The 15,499-nt window shown below is 62.8% G+C and carries 11 protein-coding genes and 4 tRNA genes; 7 read left to right on the forward strand and 8 right to left on the reverse strand.

Annotation, left to right across the window (positions count from 1 at the left end; translation table 11 throughout):
* Positions 1–46: 46 nt before the first annotated feature.
* Complete coding sequence (locus AC2T3R_RS06150) at positions 47–529, reverse strand: hypothetical protein (protein ID WP_367245485.1); 483 nt, start codon at positions 527–529, stop codon at positions 47–49.
* A 249-nt stretch (positions 530–778) separates the two neighbouring features.
* Positions 779–1,003, reverse strand: coding sequence for a hypothetical protein (locus tag AC2T3R_RS06155; RefSeq protein WP_003257337.1), 225 nt, complete (start codon positions 1,001–1,003; stop codon positions 779–781).
* A gap of 953 nt (positions 1,004–1,956) precedes the next feature.
* On the opposite strand from AC2T3R_RS06155, the gene AC2T3R_RS06160 reads away from it, so the two are divergent.
* Positions 1,957–2,376, forward strand: coding sequence for a tetratricopeptide repeat protein (locus AC2T3R_RS06160; RefSeq protein WP_024086418.1), 420 nt, complete (start codon positions 1,957–1,959; stop codon positions 2,374–2,376).
* A 292-nt stretch (positions 2,377–2,668) separates the two neighbouring features.
* Positions 2,669–4,042 (forward strand): DNA recombination protein RmuC, encoded by a 1,374-nt coding sequence (locus AC2T3R_RS06165; RefSeq protein ID WP_161551463.1) that lies wholly within the window; start codon positions 2,669–2,671, stop codon positions 4,040–4,042.
* Here the strand turns inward: AC2T3R_RS06165 and AC2T3R_RS06170 are convergent.
* Positions 4,014–7,490 carry a hybrid sensor histidine kinase/response regulator gene (locus AC2T3R_RS06170; RefSeq protein ID WP_039614586.1) on the reverse strand — a complete coding sequence of 1,159 codons (3,477 nt, stop codon included), beginning with the start codon at positions 7,488–7,490 and terminating at the stop codon, positions 4,014–4,016. The genes AC2T3R_RS06165 and AC2T3R_RS06170 overlap by 29 nt on opposite strands.
* Positions 7,491–7,616: 126 nt before the next feature.
* Positions 7,617–8,795 (reverse strand): MFS transporter, encoded by a 1,179-nt coding sequence (locus AC2T3R_RS06175; RefSeq protein ID WP_486744780.1) that lies wholly within the window; start codon positions 8,793–8,795, stop codon positions 7,617–7,619.
* Between the two features lie 260 nt (positions 8,796–9,055).
* Here AC2T3R_RS06175 and AC2T3R_RS06180 point away from each other — a divergent pair, with 260 nt between their 5' ends.
* Positions 9,056–10,933, forward strand: a complete 1,878-nt coding sequence (locus tag AC2T3R_RS06180) for an MFS transporter (RefSeq protein ID WP_015269262.1) — start codon at positions 9,056–9,058, stop codon at positions 10,931–10,933.
* 9 nt (positions 10,934–10,942) lie between these two features.
* Here AC2T3R_RS06180 and sugE read toward each other — a convergent pair whose 3' ends face one another.
* The 3 genes from sugE to rdgC form a co-directional block, all read right to left on the reverse strand.
* The gene (sugE, locus tag AC2T3R_RS06185; RefSeq protein ID WP_009686221.1) at positions 10,943–11,260 is read right to left on the reverse strand and encodes a quaternary ammonium compound efflux SMR transporter SugE; all 318 of its coding nucleotides are present in this window, start codon (positions 11,258–11,260) and stop codon (positions 10,943–10,945) included.
* 230 nt (positions 11,261–11,490) lie between these two features.
* Entirely contained in the window at positions 11,491–12,456 is a 966-nt protein-coding gene (locus AC2T3R_RS06190; RefSeq protein WP_486744781.1) for a bile acid:sodium symporter family protein, read from the reverse strand.
* 187 nt (positions 12,457–12,643) lie between these two features.
* Complete coding sequence (rdgC, locus tag AC2T3R_RS06195) at positions 12,644–13,564, reverse strand: recombination-associated protein RdgC (RefSeq protein ID WP_013971401.1); 921 nt, start codon at positions 13,562–13,564, stop codon at positions 12,644–12,646.
* 217 nt (positions 13,565–13,781) lie between these two features.
* On the opposite strand from rdgC, the gene AC2T3R_RS06200 reads away from it, so the two are divergent.
* The 4 genes from AC2T3R_RS06200 to AC2T3R_RS06215 all read left to right on the forward strand — a co-directional run bounded on the left by AC2T3R_RS06200 (position 13,782) and on the right by AC2T3R_RS06215 (position 14,281).
* Positions 13,782–13,857, forward strand: a tRNA-Val gene (locus tag AC2T3R_RS06200).
* Between the two features lie 13 nt (positions 13,858–13,870).
* A tRNA-Asp gene (locus AC2T3R_RS06205) sits at positions 13,871–13,947 on the forward strand.
* A gap of 168 nt (positions 13,948–14,115) precedes the next feature.
* Positions 14,116–14,191, forward strand: a tRNA-Val gene (locus AC2T3R_RS06210).
* A gap of 13 nt (positions 14,192–14,204) precedes the next feature.
* Positions 14,205–14,281: transfer RNA gene (locus tag AC2T3R_RS06215), tRNA-Asp, on the forward strand.
* Positions 14,282–14,503: 222 nt separating this feature from the next.
* On the opposite strand, the gene map is transcribed toward AC2T3R_RS06215, so the two are convergent.
* Positions 14,504–15,352 (reverse strand): type I methionyl aminopeptidase, encoded by an 849-nt coding sequence (gene map / locus AC2T3R_RS06220; protein ID WP_486744782.1) that lies wholly within the window; start codon positions 15,350–15,352, stop codon positions 14,504–14,506.
* Positions 15,353–15,499: the final 147 nt, after the last annotated feature.

Genomic DNA, 15,499 nt, shown 5'->3' on the forward strand with positions numbered 1-15,499 from the left:
ATCCGACCAAAATTCCCTTTTTTCCGGGCACGTTGTAGGACGCGTCTTAAGATGCCTGCGGCAATCTCTGATCTATGCAGGTATGCCAGGCCTGTGTGAAGTCGCGCAGGCGACCTTGGGGGTTGAAAATCTGTCGCCAGATTCGCGCAAGCGCGAGAAGGTCATCGGCGGCCGGCAGTGGCGTGGCCTGCTCTTCGATGAGCATCCAGGCAATCGCGGTTGAATAACGCAGGTTGACGGTGAGTTCCAGGTGCGGGCCGCCGAGGAAGGCGTGCTGGCTGGCCAGGCCGCGGACCAGGCTGGCCAGGTCGGGGTCACGGGCAAGATAGTCGTCCCAGATAGCCTGGTGACGGTGTTCGCCGATACGGTACAGACCGTGCCCACGACGGTCGTGCAAGGCCGACCCCAGGGCCGACTGGCTGGCGGCGATGCCAAGCAACAAGGCTTCGGCGCTGGCGCAGTGACGGTTCAGGTAGACCAGGGTGGGTCGGATCACATACTGACACAATTCATTCGCCGCGATACCCATGATGCCCTCGAGCAGTTAAGGGCCGGACGGGCGCTGGAGCTTGGCAGCTGGTGAGTGATCAGGCCCGCCGGAAGCGGCAAGCACCGCTCGAGTTGAAGTGTAGTGTGATAATCGTGGTGTAAAGGGCTGTTTTTAAATCGATTGCTGCCTGACGTACTTGGCTATATGCCTTAAGGCAATTACGCCACGAACGTTCAGGCAGGCTTGCGATGGGATGATTCAGCGCTTGAATACCGCAGCATTCGCCGCTCACGCGGTGAGCGACTGGCGGGTTCGGGCGATGACCGCCTGCAGCGGTTCACTGCGGCTGTACTGTTCGGGGTACAGGCGCTCGGTGTGGCAGGCGACACCGTGTTCGTCTACCAGGGTGAAGCTGAAGCTGCCTTTGCGAGGGGCAACGATAAGGCACTTCAACGGCGAGAAGGCCTGGGAGAGGGTGCCAATGGCAGCCTGAATCTGATGATGAGTTTGCATATTGTTGGAGGTTCCTGCTTTAAACACGGGGGTTATGATCCGTGCATGATAGAAACGTTCCAGTGACGCCTTTATTAAGGGACGAACGAACCTGACTGGAACAGGGCAGCCAGAGGGAGCGCAATCAAAGGTGGGCGCGTGGGCTGACTGGTAGGTACTTCAGAGGACAGGCAGCACGCCGGGGCCAAGGTTCTAGGCCGTCGGGGTGGGATCCTGATCAATCTGTCACGTGATTCGTGCTTGAACAGCGCTGGGCTGGCGAGTGAATCATCGGAATGGGCCGGTCCTGGTTTCAGCAGCGCCACCCTTGGGAGGAGTGTGTCTGCAAGGACGCTTGAGGCCAGAATTGACTTTCAGCTTGGTACTAACGATGCGCACCTTAGCGAAAATACAGGTGCTTGGCAAGGACTTCGTGTAAGTACAGGTTAGCCGCGCAGTATGGCGCGTATTTTTCCTGATGGGAAGGGGCTGCAAAAGCCCCGTATCCGGCCTGATGTACCGATTTCGTGCATTCAATTGAAGGTTTTTGGTGCACTTGTTCACATTCGGAGCAGCGCTTGCAACTACCTTGCAGCATGCCATGACAGCCTCGCCAATGCCTTGACTGGCCGGTTAAGTCAATGAAAAAAAACACTATTTTTAGCTGGTGAAAAAATCGTCAGTTTGAGCGAAAGCCCCAATTCATAGGGGTTTGCGGGGGATGCCAGGGGGTTGTCCACCGAGTTATCCACAGGAACTGTGGATTGTCCCTGGCGCTTGCTCTAGGACGGGCGTGCCAGCAATACAGTGAACTGTCCGACAATCGACATACTTCAGAAGGCCAGTTGGTCATCCACTTGAAAACGTCAAGAAAAGATCATTGAAAATTTTTTCAATCCTGCAGAAATCGGAAGGCCATGTCGCAAAAAAAAGGGTAGAGTTGCGCGCCTTTCGAGTTGCCAATCCTGTTGCTCATGAAGTTTCGCGGTAAACACCTCGCCAGCCCTGCTGCATCGACGCCTGCGCCTCCCCCCAAACGTTTCTCCCTCAAAGTGGCCTTGTGGCTGCTCGATAACCCGCGCCTGGGTGACAAGCCGCAGGTCAAGCACTTGGCCGGGCGCCTGTTGAAACAGCCGGCGCGTCAGGGTGTGGTAGTGGCGCAAAGCCGCCTGGGACAGATGTTGTGCCGTGATTGCGGCAACGCCCGTGACCGGCGTATTGGCCATGAACTGCTGCGCCAGGCGGCCCGCGCCGGTGATCGGCGCGCGCAACTGGAGTATGCGCGGCTGTGCCAGCACAACGAGCCGGAGCAGGCGCGGTACTGGCTGGAGCTGGCGGCGGGGCAGGGGTCGCAGGAAGCGCGGCGGCTGTTGCGGCAGTGGTTCCATGCCTGAGGTGTGTTGCCAGCACTGGCCTTTTCGCGGGTAAACCCGCTCCCACAGGAATAGCTATACCTCGGATACTGTGCAATCCCTGTAGGAGCGGGTTTACCCGCGAAGAGGCCTGAACAGGCAACACACCGCTCAGGCTGATAAGCTGCGATGCATTCATCCAGGATCATTCGGGGTAAGCATGACAGTGGATCTGGCCAGCATTCTGCTGGGCTTGGTGGCAGGTGCATTACCTTGCCTGGGTTGGGCCATGCAGTTGCAGCGTCGCCAGGGCACGCGGCAGGGCGAGCAGGCTTTGCTCGAAGAGCGCCTCAATGCTGCCCAGCTGGCCCTGGCCGGCCTGCAGGCGCAACTGGACGCCAGCCGCGATGAAATCAGCGATCTCAGCGAAGCCAACACCGTCAAGCAGACCCAGCTGGCCGCCCAGGGCCGTGAGCTGGAACTGCTGCAGATCGACCGTGACAATGCCCGTGATGCCGCTCACGCCTGGAACCTCGAACGTGCCAACCGCGAAGCCGAACTGCGTCGCCTGGAGGCCCAGACCGCACGCCTGGACGCCGAACTGCGCGAGCAGCAGGAAAGCCACCAGCAGCGCCTGGAAGACCTGCAGGAAGCCCGCGACACCCTGCGCGCCCAGTTCGCCGACATGGCTACAAAGATCTTCGACGAGCGCGAGCAGCGCTTCGCCCAGACCAGCCAGCAGCATCTCGGCCAGTTGCTCGACCCGCTCAAGGAGCGCATCCAGGCTTTCGAAAAACGCGTGGAAGAGAGCTACCAGCAGGAAGCCCGCGAGCGCTTCTCGCTGGGCAAGGAGCTGGAGCGCCTGCAGCAACTCAACCTGCGCCTGTCCGACGAAGCCACCAACCTGACCCAGGCGCTGAAGGGCCAGAAAACCCAAGGCAACTGGGGTGAATTGATTCTCGAACGGGTATTGGAGCATGCCGGCCTGGAAAAGGGCCGCGAATACCAGACCCAGGTCAGCTTGAAGAGCGCCGATGGCGAGCGCTTCCAGCCTGACGTTCTGATCATGCTGCCCGGCGACAAGCAGGTAGTGGTGGATGCCAAGGTCAGCCTCACCGCCTACCAGCAGTTCGTCGCCGGCAACGACGAGGCTGCGCTCAAGCAGCATGTGCAGTCGCTGCGCAGCCACGTCAAAGGCCTGTCGAGCAAGGACTACAACCGCCTCGAAGGCCTGCACAGCCTGGATTTCGTGCTGCTGTTCGTGCCGATCGAGGCCGCCTTCTCGGCAGCCCTGCAGGCCGAGCCGAATCTGTTCCAGGAAGCCTTCGACCGGCAGATCGTGATCGTCAGCCCGACCACATTGCTGGCCACCTTGCGGGTGATCGACAGCCTGTGGAAGCAGGAACGCCAGGGCCAGAACGCCCGCGAGATTGCCGAACGCGCCGGCTGGCTGTACGACAAGTTCGTGCTGTTCATCCAGGACCTGGACGAGTTGGGCAGCCGCCTGCAGCAGGTGGACAAGGCCTATGCTGCCGCGCGTAACAAGCTATGCGAAGGGCGCGGCAACCTGGTCAGCCGCAGCGAACAGCTGAAGCTGCTGGGCGCCCGCGCCAGCAAGAGCCTGCCGGCCGACCTGCTGGAGCGGGCGCTGTCCGATGAGGCGTTGCCGGACGAAGCGCTTACTGAACCAGGCTCAGATGGCGATTGAGCATGGCACGCAGGGCCGCCGGCTTGACCGGCTTGGCCAGGTAGTCCAGGCCAGAGGCATGCACCATGGCGATGGTTTCCTTGCTGCCGTCAGCGCTGATCACCACGCCCGGCACCGGCTCGCCAAGACGCGCGCGTAGCCAGCCCATCAGCCCGGTACCAGTTTCGCCGTCGTCCAGGTGGTAGTCCACCAGCGCCAGGTGCGGGCGCATGCCCTTGGCCAGCAGAGCTTCGCATTCGGCGCGGTTGCGCGCGGTCCACACTTGGCAACCCCAGCGGCTGAGCAGGCTGTTCATGCCGATCAGGATGCTGTCTTCGTTATCCACGCACAGTACCTGCAGCCCGGCCAGTGGCTGGCCGCCCTGTTCCACCGGGGCGGCGGGCGCCGGTGCGGCTTGGTGGGCAATTGGTACGCTGACGCGGAACACCGTGCCCTTGCCCGGCCACGAGCGCACTTCCAGCTTGTGCCCCAGCACCCGGCACAGGCCGTCGGCGATCGCCAGGCCCAGGCCCAGGCCCTTCTCGGCGCGGGTCTGGTGGCTGTCCAGGCGCTTGAACTCCTGAAAGATCACCTGCAGCTTGTCGTCGGCGATGCCGGGGCCGCGGTCCCACACTTCAAGCCACAACTGTTCACCCTGGCGCCGTGCGCCCAGCAGGATCGGGCTCTTGCCGTAGCGCAGGGCGTTGGTCAGGAAGTTCTGCAGCACCCGGCGCAGCAGCTTCATGTCACTGTCCACCCGCAGGCGGCTGCCGCGCAGGCGAAATTCCAGGCCCTTCTCGGCGGCCAGCACCTTGAATTCGGCACCCAGGGTGTCGAACAGCTCGTTGAGGGCAAAGGGTTTGGCATCCGGGGTAATCTTGCCGTTTTCAAGGCGTGAGATGTCCAGCAGGTCGCTGATCAGCTCTTCGGCCGAGCGCAGCGAACTGTCCATGTGCTGCACCAACTGCCGGGCCTCTTCATTCATGCCCTCGGCCTGTTGCGACAAGGCGGCGGAGAACAGCCGGGCCGCGTTCAGCGGCTGCATTAGGTCATGGCTGACCGCAGCCAGGAAACGGGTCTTGGACTGGCTCACCGCTTCGGCACGGCTCTTGGCTTCGGACAACGCCTGGTTCAGTTGTGACAGCTCCTGGGTGCGTTCCGCCACCCGTTGCTCCAGGCGTTCGTTGGCATCGCGCAGGGCCTGCTCGGCCTCACGGAACGGGGTGATGTCGGTGAAGCTCATGACGAAACCGCCGCCCGGCATCGGGTTGCCGATCAGCTCGATCACCCGGCCATTGGGGAACAAGCGCTCGGAGGAGTGCGCACGGCCCTGACGCATCCAGTGCAGGCGCCGCGCCACGTGCACCTGCGCCTCGCCCGGTCCGCACAGGCCACGCTCGGCGTTGTAGCGGATGATGTCGGCGATCGGCCGGCCCACGCTGATCAGCCCGTCGGGGTAGTTGAACAGTTCCAGGTAACGGCGGTTCCAGGCCACCAGGTGCAGGTTCTGGTCGACCACGCTGATGCCCTGGTTGATGTTCTCGATGGCCCCTTGCAGCAGGGCGCGGTTGAACTGCAGCACCTCGCTGGCTTCGTCGGCGATACGCACCACGTCTTCCAGCTGCATGTCGCGGCCTTCGATGGCGGCCTTGACCACGGCGCGGGTCGACGACGTGCCGAGTACGCCGGCCAGCAGGCGTTCGGTATGTTCGATCCAGTCGCCGTCGGCGTTCTGGTTGGGGTTGAAGCCCTTGCCCTGGCGGTAGGCGAAGCGGATGAAGCTCTGCCGGGCGCGTTCTTCACCAACGAAGCGCGAGGCCAGGGTCAGCAGGTCGTCGATCTGCACCGCCAGCAGCGGCTTGCTGCTGGGCCTGGCGCTAGTCTGCTGGCCGATGAAGCGGCCGGCCTGCCAATGCTCGGAAACCCGCGTGCGCGAAAGCACGGAAACCCAGGCGAACAGCGTGAAGTTACCCGCCAGCGACAGCACTACGCCTTGGGTCAGCGGGCTGATCGGCAGGTTTAGCGGATTGCCGTGCAGCCACGCCAACCCCGGAAACAGCTGCAGCGACCATCCCAGGCTGTGCGCCGCGATCGGCAGGACGAGGGTGTAGAACCAAAGGAAGATACCTGCAGCCAGGCCGGCGAACACGCCGCGGCGGTTGGCCTGCTTCCAGTACAGTGCACCGAGCATGGCCGGGGTCAGCTGGGTCACGGCGGCAAAGGCGATCTGGCCGATGGTCGCCAGGCTGGCGGTGGAACCCAGCAAGCGGTAGCTGACATACGCCAGCAGCAGGATCACCACGATGGTCACCCGGCGTACCGAGAGCATCCAGTGGCGGAATGCCTCGAACGGCCGCTCGGCGTTGGTACGGCGCAGCAGCCAGGGCAGCAGCATGTCGTTGGAGACCATGGTCGACAGCGCCACGGCCTCGACGATGACCATGCCCGTGGCCGCCGATGCACCACCGATGAATGCCAGCAGGGCCAGGCTTGGGTGTGCCTCGGCCAGAGGAAGGCTGATGACGAACGAATCGGAGATCACCGTGCCCGGCAGCAGCATCTGCCCGGCCAGGGCGATCGGCACCACGAACAATGCGGCGAGCGCCAGGTACATCGGGAATACCCAGCGCGCCAGGCGCATGTCCTGGGGTTCGATGTTCTCCACCACGGTAACGTGGAATTGCCGTGGCAGGCAGATGATCGCCATCATCGCCACGGCGGTCTGCACCACCATCGACGGCCAATTGATGGTCTCCTGCCAATAGTCCTGGAGGTGGATCGACTGGCGGGCCTGGCTGAACAGGTCGTCGAAGCCGTCATACAGGTTGAAGACGACGAAGATGCCCACGGCGAGGAAGGCCAGCAGCTTGATCAGTGATTCGAAGGCAATCGCCAGGACCATGCCACGGTGGTGTTCGGTCACGTCCAGGCTGCGGGTACCGAAGACGATGGCGAACAGTGCCAGCACCAGGGATACAACCAGTGCGGTGTCCTGTACGCGGGTGCCGGTGGCGTCGGCGTTGGCGCCGATCAGCAGGTTCACGCCCAGCACGATGCCCTTGAGTTGCAAGGCGATGTATGGCAGCACGCCTACCAGGCAGATGAGCGCCACGACCACCGCCAGGGACTGCGACTTGCCATAGCGCGCGGCGATGAAGTCGGCAATCGAGGTGATGTTCTGTTGCTTGCTGATCAGCACCATCTTCTGCAGCACCCAGGGCGCGAAGATCAGCAGCAGCACCGGGCCCAGGTAAATCGGCAGGAATGCCCAGAGCTGTTCGGCGGCCTGGCCGACCGCGCCGAAGAAGGTCCAGCTGGTGCAGTAAACGGCCAGCGACAGGCTGTACACCCAGGCACGCAGCTTCGGCGGCAACGGCGTGCTGCGGCGGTCGCCGTAGAAGGCGATGGCGAACATGATGGCCATATAGGCCAGGGCGACCACGGCGATCAGCCCGCTGGACAACGACATGAAGACTCCGAAACAAAAAGATAACGCGGTCCCGATCAATCAGTCTGGCACGCAGGTGCCGCTTCGTCAGCGCAGACGATGGTTGTAGGAGCGAGCTTGCTCGCGAAGAGGCCGATACAGCCAACATCAGTTACTGCGGGTACCCAGCCAATAAAACACCCCCGCCAGTATCACCGACAACACCAGCAGGTAGAAGATCGCCCCCGGCCACAGATGTACCAGGGCAAACCCCACCATCACCGGCCCTAGCGCCGCACCGAGGTTGGACAGGTTCTGCGCGCCGTAATACACCCCACGCAAGTGCTCCGGCGCGATCAGGTCGATGAACATGTACTCGGCCGGGATCACGATGATCTCGCCCAGGGTGAACACCAGCATCGCCAGGCACCACGCCAGCGCCGAACCGGCCACGGCAAAGCCCAGCAGCCCGGCGATGAACAGGCCCATGCCGGCCAGCAGCCAGTGCATCAGGCGCTGGCGGCTGATGCGGCGGCCGATCAGGTACTGCAGGGCAATCACCGTCACCGCGTTGGTGGTCACCAGGTAACCGATCAGGCGCGCCGCCTCGGCCGGGCTGCTGGTTATCACCAGGTACTGCGACAGGTAGGCAGTGAACTGGCCGAATACTACCGCGCTCAGTACCCCGCCCAGGGTGAAGCATACCAGCCGTCGGTCACGGGCCAGACCCAGCGCCACCTGGCCAAAGCCGACCCCGGGTTTGTCCGGCACACTGGCCTGCAGGCCGCGGTCCCCCAAGCGCCAGTAGGTCAGGCACATACCCAGGCCGAGCAGGGCGGAGGCAATGAACGGCATATGGTCGTTCAGCTCCAGCATGGCCACGCCCAGCAGCGGGCCGGCGGCGTAGCCGACGTTGCTGAGGGTGTACTTGATGGCGAACACTTCGGCCCGTGCCTCCACCGGCAGCAATGCGCAGAAGCCCGCCTTGGCAGCGATGTCGACCACTGCCAGGGCCAGGTTGATCAGTACCAGGCAGATAAAGAACAGCAGCGCCGAGTTGCTGGCGACCGCGCCGACGAAAGCCAGGGCAAACAGCAGGGTGCTGGCGCTGACCAGGGTGTGGTTGCGCAAGGTATCCACAAGGTGGCCGCCATACAGGCTCAGCAGCGAGGCGATGATCAGCGCACCACCGATCAGCAGGCCGATCTGGCTGATCGGCAGCCGGAAGTTGTCAGCCAGGTACACCACCAGGTAAGGCAGGGTAAGGGCACGGGCGACGGTGAGGGTGAAGGTGGTGCCGAGCAGCAGGCGCACACTGTGCGGGTAGCGTTTTATGGCGGCGAGCATTACACATCCTTGTTGTTCTGTTTTGCCGGGGGCCAGCATATGCCAACAGAGGCCTGCTGCGCAGGCCTTTCGCGGGCACGCCCGCTCTCACATGCCCTCAAGGCATGTGATATCCCTGTGGGAGCGGGCGTGCCCGCGAAAGGGCCGGTACAGCCCTCCAAAATCCTTGAGCGCTTGCCAGTCAGTGCATTTCCCATGCAGATTTGTGGCTTGTCGCGCCCTGCGCGCCTCCAATTGAAAAGCCCTCAGGACCAAGGACGATGAGTCACTCCTCGCAATTCACCTTGCTCGGCAAGCGGCGTTTCCTGCCGTTTTTCATCACCCAGTCGCTGGGTGCCTTCAACGACAACCTGTTCAAGCAGTCGCTGATCCTGGCGATCCTGTTCAAGCTCAGCCTGGGCGACGGCGACCGTTCGATCTGGGTCAACCTGTGCGCCCTGCTGTTCATCCTGCCGTTCTTCCTGTTCTCTGCGCTGGGTGGGCAGTTTGGCGAGAAGTTCGCCAAGGATGCACTGATCCGGGCCATCAAGCTGGCCGAGATCGCGATCATGGCGGTAGGCGCGCTCGGTTTCATCACCAACCACCTGGCACTGATGCTGGTGGCGCTGTTCGGCATGGGAACCCACTCGGCTCTGTTCGGCCCGGTGAAGTACTCGATCCTGCCGCAGGCCCTGCGCGAGGAAGAACTGGTCGGCGGCAACGGGCTGGTGGAAACCGGTACTTTCCTGGCCATCCTCGCCGGCACCATCGGCGCCGGGGTGATGATGTCGGCTGACAGCTATGCCACCGTGGTGGCTGGTGGCGTGGTCGGCACCGCCGTGCTCGGTTACCTGGCCAGCCGCTGGATCCCGCGGGCCGCTGCCGCTTCGCCGCAAATGCCGCTGGACTGGAACATCTTCAGGCAGTCGTGGGCGATCCTGCGCATGGGCCTGGGGCAGCCGCCGGCGGTGTCGCGCTCGATCGTCGGCAACTCGTGGTTCTGGTTCGTCGGTGCCATCTACCTCACGCAGATCCCGGCCTACGCCAAGGACTGGCTGCACGGTGACGGCACGGTGGTGACACTGGTGCTGACCCTGTTCTCGGTGGGGATTGCCTTGGGTTCGCTGCTGTGCGAGCGGCTCAGCGGGCGCAAGGTGGAAATCGGCCTGGTGCCGTTCGGCTCGTTCGGGCTGAGCCTGTTCGGCCTGCTTTGGTGGTGGCACTCCGGCGATGTGCCGGCTGCGGCGGCACCGCACGACTGGCTGGCGCTGTTGGGCATGGGCCAGGCCTGGTGGATCCTGCTGTCTATCGTCGGCCTTGGGGTGTTCGGCGGCTTCTATATCGTACCGCTGTATGCACTGATCCAGGCCCGCACCGCCGAAGACCAGCGCGCCCGGGTGATCGCGGCCAACAACATCCTCAATGCCCTGTTCATGGTGGTGTCGGCAGTGCTCACCATCATCCTGCTGGGCCTGGCCGAGCTGACCATCCCGCAACTGTTCCTGGTGGTGTCGCTGCTCAATATCGCGGTCAACGCCTATATCTTCAGGATCGTGCCCGAGTTCACCATGCGCTTCCTGATCTGGCTGCTCAGCCATTCGATGTACCGCGTGCAGCACCGCGACCTCGAACGCATCCCCGACGAAGGCGCGGCGCTGCTGGTTTGCAACCACGTGTCGTTCGTCGATGCGCTGCTGCTGGGAGGGGCGATTCGCCGGCCGATCCGCTTCGTCATGTACTACAAGATCTACAACCTGCCGGTACTCAACTTCGTGTTCCGCACCGCAGGCGCCATCCCGATTGCCGGGCGCAACGAAGACCTGGCCATCTACGAACGTGCTTTCGCGCGCATTGCCGAGTACCTGGCCGATGGCGAGCTGGTATGCATCTTCCCTGAAGGCAAGCTGACCGGGGATGGCGAAATCGACGTGTTCAAGGGCGGCGTCAACCGCATCCTCGAAGAAACCCCGGTGCCGGTCATTCCGTTGGCCTTGCAGGGGCTGTGGGGCAGCTTCTTCAGCCGTGACCCGGCAAAGGGCTTTTTCAAGCGCCTGTGGTCGCGGGTGACCATCGTGGCAGGCGCCGCCATCCCGGTGGAGGCGGCGCAGCCAGAAGCCTTGCGTGAGCAGGTCAGCCGCCTGCGCGGCAACCTGCGCTAGGGAAGGGCGTCAGCTGGCGCTGACTTTCAGGCCGACCAGGCCGGTAATGATCAGCGCCACGCTGACCAGGCGTACCAGGGCCATGGACTCGCCGAACAGGATGATGCCGGCGATCACCGTGCCGACGGCGCCGACGCCGGTCCAGATGGCATAGGCGGTGCCCAGCGGCAGCTCTTTCATGGCCAGGCCCAGCAGGCCCAGGCTGATGGCCATGGCGGCGACGGTGAGGACGGTGGGCAGTGGCTTGCTGAAGCCGTCGGTGTATTTCAGGCCGACGGCCCAGCCGACCTCGAACAGGCCGGCGAAGAAAAGGATGATCCAGGACATGGTGCGTCTCCATCGTTGTGAATGATGGGGCCGTCCCCGGAATGGTCACGCGGTGCGTCGTGAGGTCGTCCTCACAGTGGGTGCCATGGTGCACATATGCAGCGCTCTGGGCAAGCCTGCGCGGGCCTCTTCGCGGGTAAACCCGCTCCTACAGGGATCTCCACAATTTTCAGACCTGTGCAGTATCTGTGGGAGCGGGTTGACCCGCGAAGGGGCCAGTTCAGGCAACATCAATGCCCGGCCGGCTCCCCACCTTCGGCTTCTGCCACAGGTTCCCCCATGCGCCGGAACCAGGTAGACAGCAGCGCCCCGGAAATATTGTGCCAAACGCTGAACAACGCACTCGGCACCGCAGCCAGCGGCGAAAAATGCGCCGCCGCCAGTGCCGCGCCCAGCCCGGAGTTCTGCATGCCCACCTCCAGCGCCAGCGACTTGCGCTGTGCCAGCGGCAGCTTGCACAGCCTGCCGGTCAGGTACCCCAGCAAGTAGCCGAAGCTGTTGTGCAATATCACCACCGCCATGATCAGCAGCCCTGACTCGGCGATCTTCGCCTGGCTGGCCGCCACCACCGCGCACACGATCATCACGATACTCACCACCGACACCAGCGGCAGTACCTGCACCGCCGCCTGCACCCGCGCGCCAAGCAGCCGCTGGGCCAGTACGCCGAGCACGATCGGCAGCATCACCAGCTGCAGGATCGACCAGAACATGTCCATGAAGGACACCGGCAGCCAGGCCGAGGCCAGGAACCAGATCAGCGCCGGGGTCAGCAGCGGGGCGAGCAGGGTGGTCACCGCAGCGATGGCCACCGCCAGCGCCAGGTCGCCACGGGACAGCCAGACCATCACGTTCGATGCCGTGCCGCTCGGGCAGCAGCCAACCAGGATCACGCCCACGGCGATTTCCGGCGGCAGGTGGAACAGCTGGCACAGCAGCCAGGCCATGCCCGGCATGATCACGAAGTGCGCGACCACCCCCAGCATCACCCGCCAGGGCTGGCGGGCGAGGGCGGCGAAGTCATCGAGCTTGAGGGTGAGGCCCATGCCGAACATCACCAGCCCCAGCAGCGGCACGATGGCCACCTTCAGGGCGATGAACCATTGCGGTTGCAGGAAGGCCAGTACGGCGAACACCAGCACCCACAGGGCGAAGGTATTGCCGACGAAGCGGCTGAGGGTGGCGAGGGCACGCATGGGGGGCAATTCCTTTTTGTTTTATCGCTTCAATAATTTCACTGGCCTCTTCGCGGGCTTGCCCGCTCCCACAGGTACACCACAGTACTCAGAAGCTGTGGTGTACCTGTGGGAGCGGGCAAGCCCGCGAAAGGGCCAGTACGGTCTGAGGATATCTCCCAGGCCAGCACCGGCATTTCAAAACCAGTCAGACCCCTTGCGGAATCTCTTCTCCACCCAGCGCCTCGAACAGCACCGGCAGGAATTCGGCAAAGGTCATCATCATCAGTTGGAAGCTGGCATCGAACTGTTGCGCAGCCTCATCGCCACCATCCTGTTCGGCCTGCTCCTGCAGCAGCTCTTCGAACTTCAGGCGCTTGATCACCATCTTGTCATCCAGAATGAACGACAGCTTGTCCTGCCAGGCCAGGGCCAGCTGGGTGACCACCTTGCCAGTGCTCAGGTGCAGCTGAATTTCCTCGCCGGTCAGGTCCTGGCGCTTGCAGCGCACGATGCCGCCGTCTTCGGCAGTGTCGCGCAGTTCGCACTCGTCCAGCACATAGAAGCCTTCGGCAGCTTCCTGCGACTTGACCCACTCGGTCATGGTGGCAACCGGTGCGATTTTCACGGTGGCCGGGCGCACCGGCAGCGAGCCCATCACTTCACGCAAGGTCGACAGCAGGTCTTCGGCACGCTTGGCGCTGGCCGAGTTGACCAGGATCACGCCCAGGCGCGGGGCGATGGCGGCGAAGATCATCGAGCGGCGGATGAACGCGCGCGGCAGGAAGGCCTGGATGATCTCGTCCTTGATCTGGTCGCGTTCCTTTTTATAGACCTTGCGCATCTGCTCGGTCTCGATCTCTTCGACCTTTTCCTTCACCGCGTCGTTGACCACGCTGCTGGGCAGGATGCGTTCTTCCTTGCGCGCGGCAATCAGCAGGTACTCGCCGCTGACATGCACCAGGGGAGCGTCTTCGCCCTTGCCGAATGGCGCGACGAAACCATAGGTGGTCAGCTCCTGGCTGGCGCAGGGGCGGGCCGGCTTGCTGGCCAGGGCCGCTTCCAGCGCTTCAGGCTCGAACGGGACTTCCTGGGTCAGACGGTAGGTCAGCAGGTTCTTGAACCACATGAGGGGCAATCTCTCCTTAATGCATAAGGCGGGCATTATTCTCCGAGCGGTGCTCTCAGGCCAACCCTGTCGGAGTGCCAGTAGCTGTAGCTGAATGTAAAGATGCACGTGGCAACGCTAGGTCTTTGAAAGGCCTGAGGTTTTTTTTGAAAAAAGTTAAAAAAGTGCTTGCCAGGGTACGGGGTCGTCCGTAGAATGCGCGCCACACCGAGACGAAGGGTGATTAGCTCAGCCGGGAGAGCATCTGCCTTACAAGCAGAGGGTCGGCGGTTCGATCCCGTCATCACCCACCACTCGATGTTTAGCGCAGCGGTAGTTCAGTCGGTTAGAATACCGGCCTGTCACGCCGGGGGTCGCGGGTTCGAGTCCCGTCCGCTGCGCCATATTTCACTTCCAGGGCCTACTGAACACCCGGAAGTAACAGAGAAAGCGACCTCAGGGTCGCTTTTTTTGTGCCTGCGATTTGGTGTTTCGCGAATTTTGCAAAAAGTTTGATAAGTGCTTGCCAGAGCGCCAAGTCGCCCGTAGAATGCGCGCCACACCGAGACGAAGGGTGATTAGCTCAGCCGGGAGAGCATCTGCCTTACAAGCAGAGGGTCGGCGGTTCGATCCCGTCATCACCCACCACTCGATGTTTAGCGCAGCGGTAGTTCAGTCGGTTAGAATACCGGCCTGTCACGCCGGGGGTCGCGGGTTCGAGTCCCGTCCGCTGCGCCATATTCCACTTCCAGGGCCTACTGAACACCCGGAAGTAACAGAGAAAGCGACCTTAGGGTCGCTTTTTTTGTTTCTGCATTGAGCAAAAAACTATCTTGTACCTGTCAGGGCCTCATCGCCGGCAAGCCAGCTCCCACCTCGACCGCATTGATCTCAAGCCATACGCTATCCCTGTGGGAGCTGGCTTGCCGGCGAATGGGCTGCAAAGCAGCCCCGGCAATTTCAGCGGCGACGCTCTTCTTCCCGTAAGGTCAGCACCTCGACCCCATCCTCGGTCACCGCCACTGTATGCTCCCACTGCGCCGACAAGCTGTGGTCGCGGGTAATCACTGTCCAGCCGTCCTTCAGCGTGCGCGTCCCGCGTCCGCCCTGGTTGATCATCGGTTCGATGGTAAACACCATCCCCGGCTTCAACTTCAGGCCCATCCCGCGCTGGCCAATGTGCAGCACCTCGGGCCCTTCATGCATCTGTTGGCCAATGCCATGCCCGCAGTACTCACGTACGACGCTGTAGCCCGCCGCTTCGGCATGGGTCTGGATGGCATGCCCGATATCACCCAGCGTAGCCCCGGGGCGTACCTGTTCGATGCCTTTCCATAGCGCGTCATAGGTGGTGTCGACCAGGCGCTGCGCCTCATCGCTGATCGGCCCGATGCTGTACATCTTCGACGAGTCGGCGATATAGCCGCCTTGTTCCAGGGTGATGTCGATGTTGATGATCGAGCCTTCTTTCAGCACTTCATCGACCTTGGGCATGCCATGGCACACCACATGGTCCACCGAGGTGTTGAGCGCATAGGGGAAACCATACTGGCCCTTGCTCGCCGGGCGGGCCTTGAGCGTGCCGACGATGAACGCCTCGGCGCGGTCGTTGATCTGCATGGTGGTCACGCCGGGGCGGATGAAGCTGTCGAGGTCGGCGAACACCTGGGCAAGCAGCTGGCCGGCGCGGCGCATCAGGTCGAGTTGGGCGGGGGTCTTGATAATCACCTGGGACATGGGGGGAGGGCAGTGGCTCATGCTGGAATGTGCCCCAGCATAGCGCCATGGGGTGCGGGGTTGCCATCGCATGGTGCACAGCCTGTACCGGCCTCTTCGCGGGCACGCCCGCTCCCACAGGTGCAGCACCGCCCTCAGGCCTTGCGATATCCCTGTGGGAGCGGGCATGCCCGCGAAAGGGGCGGCACAGCTGGCCCATAAATTGCTGTTTCACCTCCA

Source organism: Pseudomonas sp. PVC-5-1, assembly GCF_057444345.1.